The following is a 13,048-nucleotide window of genomic DNA, read 5'->3' as shown; positions in this document are numbered from 1 at the left end:
TGCCTCGACGGTCGAAGACTACGAAGCCTTGCTGCCGTGGAACTGCTCACCGGAGATGCCACGGTAAACCGTTGACTCACCTTGGGATAGGTGGGGTTTATGGATCGCTTACAGTAGCCCACGATTTAACCTAACAAGTGCATGAGCATCATCCGTCAGACGGCCTCCGTCTGTGCTTGATGGTGGCTGTGCGCAGGGCGCCCTCGGGCGCGCCGGTTTCGTTAGGTTCCACCGGTCTACTAACCTGCGTACAGCTGCCGCCTTTTCGTTTAGTAGCGATGGGGTGGTGGCATCAAGGTAAGGAACTTAACGATGGTTAATGATTCGACTACCCTCTTCACCGTCGCTCCCGACGTCAGCAACGAAGCTCTCATTATCAATAGCTACGAGACCTTTAGCTCAGTTAGCACTCTGCTGCTCGACCTATCAGAAGACCTCAGCGGTAAGCATCGTGACATTGCGCTAGCGATTCACCAACTGAGCGAACTGGGCGTGCTCCTGACGGCAAGGCTCCTCGACCACAAAGTGCCCTGCCCTCGTTGAACAAGAGAAATCCCAGTCACTAGCGGACTGCTCGCCGAATTGTCGTATGCGGCAGTTTCGATTCGGCGACTTTACTTCCCATGAAATCAGTGGACTTCGGAGCAGGGCTAAACCGTCGGATTTACCTATGGTGTCCAAGGCCTGCTTTCGGCCGATTCTGTTGAAAAAGTCGGTTGTTCCAGACGGCCCGGATACTGACCGCTGAAAACACCTTTTTTGCGCGCTGCTACGCGAAATCTGAACCCAGAACCCACTGCTCAATGTAAAGATTTCAATCTCAAACGCGTACTTTTCTACCGTGGAAACCATGGCCGACTTTTTCAACAGAATCGGCCAAAAGCGGACGTATTGCCAATCGACTTTTTCGAGCTTCGCGAAGTCAAGGCAACATGCGTGATATCGTATTTTTTAATTCGTCGAATTCTTCAGGAAAGTTTTTATAAACGATGCCACATACAAGTATTAAACACCGTTCAGGATCCAAATTTACTTGCTCCCCCACTTCGACAAATTCTTCATGCTTGCCTGCTTGCAATGCGTATTCAACGATTTCGGTAGCGCGCTGAGGCTCAACGCCCAGTTCAACCCCTAGTTCGTACGGAATTTCGCTGCACTTTTGCAAAAGCCAGGCTTCTGGCCATGTGTCGCCTGGAAGATAACTTGAACGTGCAAGTAACCAATTATTAATTTCAACATCTTTCCTCTCTGCCATATTTTTGGCATGTTCTATATTCTTCGCCTGCAACTTCCTCTGATCAGCATCGTATACAGCCAATATATTCGCATGCTCATCCCTCAAAAAATTTGCTGCTAACTGGCGAGCTACTGCAGCGGCGGAGCCGATTCGAGTGATATTTATCCGACTGCGCACATTCCCATCTAAAACTGTTTCAATGATAACTTTTGCGACTGGATCCTCAACGAACAGCTCAAGCTCCTTCTCGCCAATAGCTCCCATTTTTGAGAACGCAAACTCTGCTGATACACCTGGGGTTATTTTTGTTTTAAATCCAGTTCTCTCAATAAAAAACCTTGCGTCGTCAGGCAAACATTGAAATATCTGTTTCGAATGTGTCGTACATACAACCTGAGTCCCCGTACTCATACATACTTCTTTAAGGCGCTCCATAAATAACCTTTGAGCTCTTGCATGCAGACCAAGCTCAATTTCATCGAGAACTAACAATGCTCCCTCGCCAGAAGCATATATGGTAGAGAAAATGTCAAATAGCGCATTTTCACCTGCCCCCATATTGAAACCGGAGTAAATTACATCACCAACCTTAACAATCGGAAGACCGTACTTCCTGTACTCCAGCTGACGATAATCATCGTAACGTTTACCAAGGACATAACCTACAGCGTCTTTAACCTTCTGCTCCCAGCCGTGAACTCTCAGATCTTTGAAGGATCGTGAATAAGATCTTGATTGACTGCGTTCAGCGTGAGGGACAATACGCTCAATCCCCAAAAAAACTACCGTCCGCTTTACTCTGGTGTCATAGTCATTCCACTTCCCCCCTGCCTTTTTTTTCCTTACTTGCGACGCGATTCCTTCAGGTACGCTTTTCCAATTATTGTGAGCAAAACTATACCAAATCTCTACCCCAGGAGGAGCAATTTCTTCCGAGTGCTGCACAAAAAAATCAGAAAAAGTGTAATAACTCCGAGTGCGCTTTGGAAGTTTAAACCCATCCACCTTGTTATGATAGGCACAAGCAGCTAGCGCCAGCATAGTTGACTTCCCGGACCCATTAACTCCAGCAAACGCAGTTATCGGATAATTGAGATTCACCTTGAATGAAGTTAGCCCGCGAATGCCGCCGGTTGAGATCTGAATACTCCGAAGTAAGGCTTTTGTGTTATCCTTGCAGAACCAATTTCGTAATTTCTTATCTAAGTTACTTTCCCTGTATTTCATTAGTTTTCCTCATAATTAATTCACACCGGCTAAGTGCTGCGTGGCCATTTGCCATTCCTATCACAATTTTTTGAGACTATCGAGCCAGCGACGAAAATTTTCTATGATATATATGGGGTGGCAGATGTAACTCCCCTGCCCAATGCAACAGATGGGCGGCACAAGCCACCCCCTATCACCAACTGCTTGAACTAATAGACGAACGGAGCCCGAGCGCTGAGTCAATTTCATGCTAGGCACACCTAAAATTTTCCTATGAAAACGACAAGAACTAGGGTCTATCTTCCGCAATAGGCCACTCACAGCTCTTTGCAAAAAAATTGAGGTTCGGATTTAGTCGAGTCGTCCCTTAACTGTACACTATTGCCGATTCCCGCCGTAGTAGCAGGCAGAGACCGGCCAGATGCGGTCCTTCGAAAGCATCTAAGGAAGAAGAGCCGACTTAAAGGAATTATTTAATATGCCCGGGGTTTTCGATAGCCTTGATTAATATTTTCTATTCAACATTTATGAGCGGACATCATTATCTGCACTCGACAACGGATCATATGTGCCTATGGTTATGCCTGCATCTCTCAACTTATCCAGCCATTCTGGGAATTTTTTAGCCCAAAAATCAATTGCACTCCAAGGGTGTCTTTTAATATATACCTCGCCCATCGAAGCGAGTAGAACGGTATCAAATCGCGTTATTTGACCTTGGCGGTTCCCCCAGATAACCCGGCAAGTGGCGTCATCGTCATAACCCTTAAGACAGTCATCTAGCTGCTTAATGGTCGTAAAACCCAAGCGCTTTAAGTATTCTGCACTTAATTCGTAACTCGTCTTATTTTGTCTGGCGTCGCCGCCAAGTTTTTTATGTAGATATGCTTTTAGTGCGTCGGGTGTAATCTCAATGCCGTCAAGCTGCCCAGCCTCTACAGAAGTTCTCGCTTCTACCCGAAGAGTTTGATCTTCCTCCTGTAAAGCTTGAAACTCCCGATCAGCAATTTCAAGCATTCCAGCAAGTGCTATAAATCTTCTTCGGATAGCGACAGGAATAACAGAAGCACTTTTATATTGAATATCATGTTCCATCTCTGCCCAAGCATGCTGAAGAATTGTTCTAATTTGAATTTCAAACGTCAAATCTGAAAAGCGTTTGTATTCAGGCAAGCCAATCCTACTTAGTGGGAGTCTCACTAAGAAATGTACACTTTGATATCCAAACCTCCCTTCATCGATGAGCTCTTCAGCCTTGTCAGACTTTTCAATCACAAAAAACTCTGACTCAATACATTCGCAAACTTTAGCGACCACTCCAGGAAGGAAAGTAATTATACGAACAGCCGACAGATCAGTAATTTGCTTTAATGGGGTGGAGTATTTCGGTTCTTGTGGATTGATTGGAGATGGTTTGGCAGCTTTATTACCGAAGCTTTCAATTGTTTTAGCCCTCGCTTCAATGGAATGAATGGGAATTCCAGCAGTGCTCAGGGTATCCTTGAGAATTCGTGTAATAGTTTCGGCGAGATCTTCGTAAAGACCTCTCACCTCCCGGTACAGTGACATTGCAGTTTCTTTATGCTTATCGAAGTCGAACGTTTTTTCTTCCATGCTTATCCCATTAGATGAATCGTTCCAGTTTTCCATGCTCTTGGCTAGGCTGTCACCGGCTGGTTTGATGTAAATGAAAACGTTGGACAAGACGTTTGCACTCAAGTCTGGAGGGTGAAATGCTAGCGTATAGCCATCTCAGCACGCAACGCCCAGACTCTCTGAATATCAGCGGACTGATGAATGAATTGCTCCATTTTTTCGATAGTGGACTAAATCTTGAGCCAAACGCGACCTTGATTAGGGCATCAGCTTTTGGCCGATTGCTGGCCCCCATGAACGGCAGATATTGGCCGATTCTGTTGAAAAAGTAGCTCCCCTGTCTGGCCTGCGGCAAAATCTCCGCATCGGCCAGCAGGGAAGCACGCAGCATGATGGGACAGTTATCGAGTGGGCAGGAGCGACTGTTTTACTCGTTCAACCTTGAAGATCACATCCCCTCCAATCACCTTCTGCGCAGCATTGATCAGTGTCTCGATCTGAGCGACCTGCGCCATCACCTCGCCGATTTTTACAGCCCAATTGGGCGTCCTTCGATTGACCCAGAGTTGATGATCCGCATGCTGATCGTGGGCTATTGCTACGGTATTCGCTCCGAGCGGCGGCTGTGCGAAGAGACCCATTTGAACCTGGCGTATCGCTGGTTCTGCCGGTTAAGCCTTGAAGATGAAGTCCCCAATCACTCGACCTTTTCCAAAAATAGACACGGCCGTTTTCGGGACAGCGAGCTCTTTCGCTGGCTGTTCAATGAAGTGCTGCGTCGTTGCATGGACGCAAGCTTGGTCAAAGGTGAAGGCTTTGCCGTGGACGCCAGCATCATCAAAGCGGATACCAGCCGGCAGCGCGGTGTACCGGGTGATGAACAGGTCAACTGGAGCGATCCGGCCCTGAGCACCCGCGCCGTGCGTGAGTATCTTGAGGCACTCGATGAAGAGGCTCTGGCCGAAACGCTACCGAAGCGCCTATCGCTGACTGATCCTCAAGCCCGCTGGACCGCAGCTCCAGGTGGCCCAGCGTTCTACGCTTACTCCACGAATTATCTGATCGATACCGAGCACGGTGTCATCATGGATGTGGAACCCACACCCGCTCATCGCACGGCCGAAGTCGAAAGCACCAAGATCATGATCGACCGGGTCGAAGCGCAGTTCGACATCAAGCCGGAACGCCTCATTGGCGACACCGCTTACGGTACCGCGTCGATGCTGGCCTGGATGGTAGAGGAAAAGGACATCGAGCCGCATGTGCCGGTGTGGGACAAGACCGAGCGCAAGAACGACAGTTTTTCGAGCAACGATTTCCACTGGAATGAAGAGGCTGAGGAATACCGCTGTCCGGCCGGCAATGCATTACGTAGCGAATGGCGAGCCTTCAAAAACGAGCGTTCGCACGTCACCAAAGCCAACACCATCATCTTCCGATCCCGGCAGACCGACTGCGTAGCCTGTCCGCTGAAAGCCAAGTGCTGCCCGAACACTTCGATTCGCAAGATCGTCTGCAGCGTCCATGAAGCCGCTCGTGATGTGGCTCGGCGAATCGCAGCGACACCTGCGTACATTCGCTCTCGCCACGAACGCAAGAAGGTCGAAATGTTGTTTGCCCACCTCAAGCGCATCCTGAAACTGGATCGCTTGCGACTACGTGGCATGAGTGGCGCGACCGATGAGTTCACGCTGGCGGCCGCGGTGCAGAACCTGCGACGTCTGGCCAAATTTACCTCTCAAGGGCCACCGGTTACGGGATAGGTGCGTCTGCACAAAGCAAAAACCCTCAAACCAACCCAATAACCGAGCTGCAAAGCTCAACAAAGGGCCAGAAAACCACTCGATGTGGTGAGTAGGTTCTCCGGTGGAGATCGTGCGTGAGTTCAGCCGATCTGCAAATCCGACTTTTTCAACAGAATCGGCCGATACCGGCCCTTCGCAAGAGGCAGCAATCGGCCAGTTTCGCCCCCTATTTCGTGAAAATACTACCGCCAAGCCGGGGCACTCCCAATAAAACCGCAGCCGTGGTGAAAGCGGCCGTTCTGGGCGTGCTGGGTTTATGAGCCTGCTATCCTCTCGTCACGCCGCATGGCGCTCATCCCGAAAGCGTCTGGGGGGCGCCCAAACACAAAAGGAGAATAATTGTGTTCCCATTGGATATTTGGCTGACCTATACCGCCGCCTGTCTGTTACTGGTGCTTTCCCCTGGGCCGGATAACCTGCTGGCAATCGCCAGGGGACTCAGCCAGGGCAGATTGGCGGCGGCCATTTCAGGCGTGGCGTCGGGCACCGGCATCCTGTTTCACGTAGCAACCGCTTCCCTGGGATTAACCCTCCTGATGCAGACCTCGGTGCTGGCCTTCTGGATCGTCAAGGTGATCGGGGCCAGCTATCTGCTGTGGCTGGGCATCAAAGTCTTGCGTTCGCGCAACCTGATCAACTTCCAGCCAACGGCACGCCAGCCCCTGAGAAATATCTTCCTAACTGGTTTTCTGTCGGCGGCCCTGAACCCAAAGCCAGGCCTCTTTGTGCTCGCTTTCATTCCCCAGTTCGTCAACCCCAAGCTGGGCTCGGTCACGGTGCAAATGCTGGTATATGGCGCCTGGTTCGCGGGATTGACCGCCCTTGGCTTTGCCCTCATGGGAATTTTTGCGACAGGTCTTTCGGCGTGGTTACAGCGCAAGCCGAAGGTGGTCAACGGGCTTAACCTGGGCGCGGGCTTCACGTTCGTGGCCTCGGGGCTGTCGATCGCAGCGCTGAGTCAAAAGTAAAAAGAAGCTCATGGCCGGCCAGCCCCGGCCAACTTCAACGCAACAAACATGATGCTAGCGTCGAAGGCCAAAGCCTCATCTTTTCCTTCGTGGATTCCCACGCGAAAACGGGAAATTGGGGTCAGCCCACGTTATCTATAATGGTGTGCCGCCCCCTATTCCCCCTTACCAACCCGCTTGCTGTGGGACTTGTTGTTGCTGAAATTGAGATCGCCGGTACAACCGCGATCTGACCCACTTTGCGTCGGCTACGGAATGCACCTGTTTTCTTGCGGTCTGTAGCACAACGCTGCAAAGGACTCGCGCCATGTCGATTCGCCCCACGCTCTGCCTGTTGACCCTGCCACTATTTGCCGGCTGCCAGTTTTTCCCACAGACCCATTACTTCACCGCCCCCGACAACGAGCCGAACCCCGCCTGGGTACGCATCGTCAATTTCACGCAGCACGCCGATATCTACCAATACGAAAACGGTGTGCGCTCGGGCGGTGTCATCCGCAGCGGGCCGCTGCCCTTCATCCATACGCAGGATCAGGGCATGCCCAAAGCCGGACAGCATTTGACCTCCGACTACTATGAAACCCGCGTGCGGCCCGGCATCGAAACCCATGTGGGGCTGTTCTGGGAGGGGCCGCGCACTCAATCCTGTTTTGTCACGGTGCAGTTCACGCCGCAGGCTGGGCGTTACTATCAGTTCAGCCTGACGTCGGGCTCCAGCGGCACCTGCACGGCCAGGCCCTCGCTGATCGAGCGCGATAAAGCGGGGGCGGGATGGCATCTCACGCCTAATACTCAGGTGACTTACTCGCCTGTCGGCCCCACCGCCAAAACCCACTACAACAACAGTCGCTTCGAGGACCCGGATTACCAGCCGCCTCCCGGTCTCTATCCGGGGATGTAGGGATCAGCGACCAACGCCAGCAACTCATTCACCAATCCAAAGGCTTCCTGCTGATAGCCCTCGCGCCAGCGGGCTGAGAAATCCTCCGGCCTGCCCTGCTCTTCCCACTCGGCCAATGCCAGGCCATTGATAATTTCCAGCTCGAACCATTGGCGCTGCCAGGCGGCAGCGTCGGTTACCAGCGTGGTGTCCTGCCATAGGCATTCGGTGTGCGCGACAAATTGGCTCCACGCAAACAGCCCGTGTGAAGCCCTTTCGCCCTGCGCGGTCAATTGCGCTTTATTCACCCTCGGTGCCCTCACGTTTGCAATTCAATCCCCACTGAAATAGCGCCATGCCCATAACCCGCGCCGTGGGGTAAGGCAGTAGACGCTTTGCGCAGGCAAGAGAATAAGTGCGCAGGAGCCTTCGGACCACCCCACGATTACACACGGGGGATTAAGGCGACGGATTTGGTTTATCACGTTTACACTGGCGCCTTTTGCGCCACTCACTCAGGCACGCTTATCGACCCCCTTACGAATGGAATCGACACCATGCTCACCTCCCCGCGCCCGCTCAAACCGCTCATCTGCCTCACCCTCGTCGCCGCCCTCACCGGCTGCGGCGCATTGACCGATGTGCGCTCGTTCTCAACGCCCTACGCCACGCCCACCAGCGCTGAAACCGTGCGCCTGCGTGTGATGAGCGATGGCATGGTGCGCGCCGTGCCCAATTCCAACTGCATCAACTTCCGCCTGCCCGGCGCGGGGGTGATGGTGGCCAACCGAGAGGGCTACGCAGACCGCAACGGCGAAAGCCTGGGCATGGCGCACGTGGAGCGGTCTTCGGAGGCCACGGTGATGAGTGAACTGCGGGTGCCGGCCGGGCAGCCCATCGCGTTTCATTACATCGGCAATCGCTGCTACAACATGTTCACTTTCGTGCCCGAGGCGGGGATGGACTATGAGCTGGATGCAGCGGGGCGCTATAAGTGCGGGGTGACGCTCAAGCGCATGTTGGTCGGCAAGACTGAGGGCACTCGGGTGCCGTTGGGTGAGAGCAAGTTGTGCAACTGGGGCGATAACTTCTGAGTCACGTCTTGCCCTCAGCTGTGCAACGGCAACGCCACCCCGAACAACACGAAGAACCCACCACAGACTTTATTGAACCGCCGCCCGGTGCGCGCCAACCATGGCCGCACCCGGTGCGCGGCGCTGGCCACCAGGTATTCGACCACAAACTCCACCACGGCGTAGGTCAGCGCGATGATGGCGGTCTGCGTGATGATGTTTCTGTGGGGGTCGAGGAAGGGTGGGATAAACGCGGTGAACAGCAGCAGCGCCTTGGGGTTTGAGAGGGCCGAGACCAACCCTTGGCGGAACAGCGACCAGCGACGCAGGCTGGCGGTAGCCGGCGTTTCCAGGCTGACGGGGGCGGCGCGCCACAGTCCGTAGCCCAGCCAGATCAGGTAGAGCCCGCCGGCAATCTTCAAAGCCGTGAACGCGCTGGCCGAGGCCTGGATCAGTGCGCCCAGGCCCAGCGCGCACAGCGCAAGCACCAAGGCAAAGCCGAGCACGCCGCCGCTGATGGTGAACAGGGTCCTGCGACTGCCGTGCAGCGCGCCATGGGTCAGCGCCAGCAGCGCATTCGGCCCTGGCACCACGGATATCCCGCAGCAGGTGATCAGGTAGAGCAACCAAGTCTCGAAGGGCATGAGCAGTTCCGCAAGGGGGTAGGTTCTTTCCGCTATCTTGCAAATGAACAATGACCGTGAAAAGCGCATAATTCACGTCGCAGCCATTCGATTAACGAATAAAGGTAACCACCATGTCTTCCAGCGATTTGCAGATCGATTGGCTCAAGTGCTTCGTTGCCGTGGTGGATGCCGGTTCGCTGTCGGGAGCGGCCCATGAGGTGAACCGCTCGCAGTCCGCCGTCAGCATGCAGATGAAAAAACTCGAGGCTGCCCTGGGCCGGCCCTTGCTCAACCGTGGCCCGCGACACCTGCAACTGACCGATGACGGCCAGACACTGCTGGGCTATGCCCGTCGCATGCTCGCCCTGCACGCCGAGACCCAGGCAGCGTTTCACGGCGAGGCGTTGACCGGGCGCATCCGCCTGGGGGTGGCCGAGGATTACGCAGCCAAGTACCTCACGCCGCTGCTCAAACGTTTTGCGCCGCGTTATGCGGGGGTCGACATCGAGCTGACCTGTGAACAGTCGACCGCCCTGATCCCGCGTTTGCGCAGCGGCGACCTTGATCTTGCGCTGGTGTCCAGGGACTCGCCGCACACAGGGACGTTTCTGTTCAAGGAGCCGATGGTGTGGGTCGGCTCCGCGCAATTCGAGCTGTGGCGCCGCGACCCGGTGCCTATCGCCGTCTACGAAAGCGAAAGCCTGGCGCGCCGGTATGCGGTGAATTCACTGGCGCAACAGGGCCGCCAGTTCAAGGTGGTGTACAACAGCTCCAGCCTGGCCGGCCAGCTCGCCGCCGTGGAAGGGGGGCTGGCGATAGCGGCGATTACTCAGTGCACCGTGAATCCATCGTTGCAGGTCTTGAGCAGCGAACACGGCCTGGGCGCTATCGAACCGATGGAGGTGTCGATTCTACGTAGCCGGGCTTCGCGCGGGTCCGAGGCGGTCAGCAGCCTGCATGGGTTTATCATCAGTGCGCTTAGAGCTCAGGCGTAGCCCTGGCGCGTCGCGCTATCTGGACACCGAGGTGATCCCATAGCAGCCTCGCTGAAGCTCGACAGCTCCTACAATTGATCTGCATTCGGAGCTATAAATGGCCCTGTCCAAACGTGAAACCGTTGGTATCGAACGCCAACTGGTCGCTGCACTGACTGACGCCTGCGAAACGGCGAAGGCTGAAATCCCGGGGTTTGAATGGCTGACCCACACGGTCAACTACGCCGACTTCCCTCAAAGCCTGCGCATCACCTGGGTCTTCGACACCCGCGCCAATAAAGACAACGCGGTGGCGACCGGGTTGGACGCACGCATCCGCGAACTCACAGCCGCGGCCCTGCACGACGCCGACATCCCACCCGTGCCGTTGCCGCGCTGCGTTCAACTTGACTCCGAAGAAGCCTGCCAAACCCAGCACGGCGGCAATTGGCGTTTGCGCCTGACCCGCTCAGCCAACTAGAGCCTGGCGCCCAACTGCTGGATAATGCCTCGCCCTGCTCTCCGCCCGCTGAAAAGGAAATCCCGCCCCATGAAGTTGCCGCTTTCCGCTGCCCTGCTCGCGTCTGCCCTGCTGTCGCCTTCGATGGCCCACGCCGAAGACGCCGCCCTGGTCGACACCCTCAAGGCCTTCACCCGCTGCGACGCGAGTTTTTTCAGCAGCCTGAACACCCACCGTGACGCCTGGCAGGCCTACGCGCCGCTCAAGCAAGAGAAGGACTTCAGCTGGATCGCGGTGCGCGATCGCACCGACCCCAAGGCCACCGCAGTGCCGGTGAGCGCGCCGGCCATCGCCGGTTTGAAGTTGCTGTCCTACAACGATGAGGTCAGCGATCTCGGCCCGTTGGGCCTGTATTACTTCTGGGGTTTCACGGTGGACGGCAACATTGATGAGGTCGCCCAGCGCTTTGCCGCACTGCTGGACCAACCCGCTGCGCTGCAAAAAGGCGAAGGGCAATACACCCGCAGCGAGCTCAAGGTGGGCAACAGCTGGCAGGCGATCAAGCCGATGCCGGGCAAGGCGCCAGGGCTGCGCCATGTGGAGCGGGTGCTGATCGTGGAGCCGGAGGGCACGCACTCCCGTGTGAGCTGTTCGGTGCAGGGCGGAGTGACTCCGGGCCTGGTCGCACTGCTGCGGCCGGACATTGCGCCGGTCGATTACCCGCGTACAGTGGCCGACACCAATCTCGCCGATGTGCCGGTGCCGCCCACTGTGCTACAGGGCCTCGATGCGCCGTTGTTGCAGCCCAGGTTCAAGACGTTGAGCTACACCTACCTGTCGAGGAATGCCGCGGGCAAGGACGCGCCGATCACCATCCGGTTCAAGGCCGAGGGCGGTTTGCTGGTCAAGAATGAGGCCTACGGCAGCGCCTTCAATGTGGACCGACTGATGTTGGCGGACCTGATCCAGCTGAAATCGAAAATGAACGGTGTAGGCGAAGGCCAGGTGCTGCAGACCCGCGAGGCCGAGGTAAAACTGCCGACCAGTTGGGCACCGGGCCAGACCCTGAGTGCGCACCTGAAGATGGCCAATGTGCCGGTCAAGCCCACTGACAAACCGACCGAGACCACCTTGACCTGCAAGGTCGGCGAGCGCTTCCCGGCGCGCCAGGTGTTTGCATCGTTGACGGGCGATGCCATCCGGCTGGCGTGCGAGCAGGACGGCTACACATCGTCGCGCGCATTTATCGAGGACCTGGGGGTGGCCCTGACGCTGGAGTCGACGTCGAGCCAGACCCACTATGTGAATGAAATCCAGACGCTGGATGTGGTGCGCTGATTAGGCGCTCCACGCCACGCAAGAACACACCGACGCGCCGGCTGATCGCCCATTGTGTTTTAGCCGCAGTCGTACTCAACGTGTGATGAACGGGCCTGTCCACCACAATGAGCCCGCTCACCACAAGGAATGGAGAGACGGTTAAAAGTGCCGTATGAGCGAACCAAACAGGTCGCCCCGGGGCATTTTGCTCAACGGGATGTCGGCGTTCTCGAACCACTGCGCACTGGCTTCGGGATGGGGGCCGCTCAGGATCACCACGCCCTTCTCGAAGGTATACCGCGCCGCCGCGATGTCGCCGTTGCGGTAGGTGGCGATGGCCGTGTAGGGCGCGACCTTGGGGAAGTACGGGCCGTCCTGGAAGAACACCTGATCAGGCTTGCCCTCCCAAGTGACCTGCACGGCGGCGTCGGCGCTGTCGGGCACTTCGAAGCCGGGGCGGCCGGCCTCGCCGTCGAGGTCCACCGGGATCAGGCCGAGGTTGTTGTCATCCGCCAGGTAGGCACCCATGCACAAGCCCAGGTAGCGCCCGCCGTTGGCCACGTAATCGCGGATCGCTTCGCTGCGCGCATCGCCGATGCTGCGCAGGGCGCCGGGGATGTCCTGGCCGCCGCCGGGTTGCACGTAGAGGTCGTAGCGCGCCAGGGTTTGCGGGGTGATGTCGATGGGCTCGTCGGCGCCCACGAAGTCGATACGGTAGTTGGGGTTGATGCGCTGCAAGGCCTTTGCCACGTTTTCCGAACAGTCATCGCAGCCTGCCGGGCCACGGTAGATGGCGACACGGGTGATAGGCGCCGAGGCTTCGGCCGGTGACGGCAGCAAAAGGGCAAAGGCAAACAACGTGGCGACGGCGGCTCGCAGGTTCATGGTCGAGGGCTCCTG

The 13,048-nt window shown here is 56.0% G+C and carries 13 protein-coding genes; 8 read left to right on the top strand and 5 right to left on the bottom strand.

Annotated features, from left to right (window positions below):
- The first annotated feature begins 312 nt into the window (after nt 1-312).
- On the top strand, nt 313-543 hold the full coding sequence (locus BM017_RS28295) for a DUF6124 family protein (protein WP_092250740.1): 231 nt from the start codon (nt 313-315) through the stop codon (nt 541-543).
- 379 nt (nt 544-922) lie between these two features.
- On the opposite strand, the gene BM017_RS28285 is transcribed toward BM017_RS28295, so the two are convergent.
- Both BM017_RS28285 and BM017_RS28280 read right to left on the bottom strand, forming a co-directional pair.
- Nucleotides 923-2,464: an AAA family ATPase gene (locus BM017_RS28285; RefSeq protein ID WP_092250734.1), complete on the bottom strand. Its 1,542-nt coding sequence runs from the start codon at nt 2,462-2,464 to the stop codon at nt 923-925.
- A gap of 507 nt (nt 2,465-2,971) precedes the next feature.
- Nucleotides 2,972-4,096: a GTP pyrophosphokinase gene (locus BM017_RS28280; RefSeq protein WP_139216885.1), complete on the bottom strand. Its 1,125-nt coding sequence runs from the start codon at nt 4,094-4,096 to the stop codon at nt 2,972-2,974.
- A 335-nt stretch (nt 4,097-4,431) separates the two neighbouring features.
- On the opposite strand from BM017_RS28280, the gene BM017_RS28270 reads away from it, so the two are divergent.
- The 3 genes from BM017_RS28270 (at nt 4,432) to BM017_RS28260 (ending at nt 7,716) form a co-directional block, all read left to right on the top strand.
- Nucleotides 4,432-5,805: a transposase gene (locus BM017_RS28270; RefSeq protein WP_092250725.1), complete on the top strand. Its 1,374-nt coding sequence runs from the start codon at nt 4,432-4,434 to the stop codon at nt 5,803-5,805.
- Between the two features lie 383 nt (nt 5,806-6,188).
- Nucleotides 6,189-6,815: a LysE family translocator gene (locus BM017_RS28265; protein ID WP_071492863.1), complete on the top strand. Its 627-nt coding sequence runs from the start codon at nt 6,189-6,191 to the stop codon at nt 6,813-6,815.
- A gap of 307 nt (nt 6,816-7,122) precedes the next feature.
- Entirely contained in the window at nt 7,123-7,716 is a 594-nt protein-coding gene (locus BM017_RS28260) for a hypothetical protein (protein ID WP_092250722.1), read from the top strand.
- On the opposite strand, the gene BM017_RS28255 is transcribed toward BM017_RS28260, so the two are convergent.
- On the bottom strand, nt 7,701-8,003 hold the full coding sequence (locus BM017_RS28255) for a hypothetical protein (protein WP_092250749.1): 303 nt from the start codon (nt 8,001-8,003) through the stop codon (nt 7,701-7,703). The genes BM017_RS28260 and BM017_RS28255 overlap by 16 nt on opposite strands.
- 249 nt (nt 8,004-8,252) lie before the next feature.
- On the opposite strand from BM017_RS28255, the gene BM017_RS29215 reads away from it, so the two are divergent.
- Nucleotides 8,253-8,789, top strand: coding sequence for a hypothetical protein (locus tag BM017_RS29215; RefSeq protein WP_256575696.1), 537 nt, complete (start codon nt 8,253-8,255; stop codon nt 8,787-8,789).
- A gap of 14 nt (nt 8,790-8,803) precedes the next feature.
- On the opposite strand, the gene BM017_RS28245 is transcribed toward BM017_RS29215, so the two are convergent.
- On the bottom strand, nt 8,804-9,412 hold the full coding sequence (locus BM017_RS28245) for a LysE family translocator (protein ID WP_058425632.1): 609 nt from the start codon (nt 9,410-9,412) through the stop codon (nt 8,804-8,806).
- A 113-nt stretch (nt 9,413-9,525) separates the two neighbouring features.
- Between BM017_RS28245 and BM017_RS28240 the strand changes: the two genes are divergently transcribed.
- The 3 genes from BM017_RS28240 to BM017_RS28230 all read left to right on the top strand — a co-directional run bounded on the left by BM017_RS28240 (nt 9,526) and on the right by BM017_RS28230 (nt 12,166).
- Nucleotides 9,526-10,389 (top strand): LysR family transcriptional regulator, encoded by an 864-nt coding sequence (locus tag BM017_RS28240; protein ID WP_092250716.1) that lies wholly within the window; start codon nt 9,526-9,528, stop codon nt 10,387-10,389.
- 97 nt (nt 10,390-10,486) lie between these two features.
- Entirely contained in the window at nt 10,487-10,849 is a 363-nt protein-coding gene (locus BM017_RS28235; protein WP_092250713.1) for a hypothetical protein, read from the top strand.
- A gap of 69 nt (nt 10,850-10,918) precedes the next feature.
- Entirely contained in the window at nt 10,919-12,166 is a 1,248-nt protein-coding gene (locus BM017_RS28230) for a hypothetical protein (protein ID WP_092250710.1), read from the top strand.
- A gap of 141 nt (nt 12,167-12,307) precedes the next feature.
- Here the strand turns inward: BM017_RS28230 and BM017_RS28225 are convergent, their stop codons facing one another.
- A complete protein-coding gene (locus BM017_RS28225) occupies nt 12,308-13,033 on the bottom strand; it encodes a BPL-N domain-containing protein (protein ID WP_092250707.1) in 726 nt (241 codons plus the stop codon).
- Between the last annotated feature and the right edge of the window lie 15 nt (nt 13,034-13,048).

The sequence above is a fragment of the Pseudomonas sp. NFPP04 genome, assembly GCF_900113815.1.
Taxonomy (GTDB): domain Bacteria; phylum Pseudomonadota; class Gammaproteobacteria; order Pseudomonadales; family Pseudomonadaceae; genus Aquipseudomonas; species Aquipseudomonas extremorientalis.
Note: the sequence above shows the minus strand (reverse complement) of the source record. Positions and strands in the feature narration are given on the sequence as shown.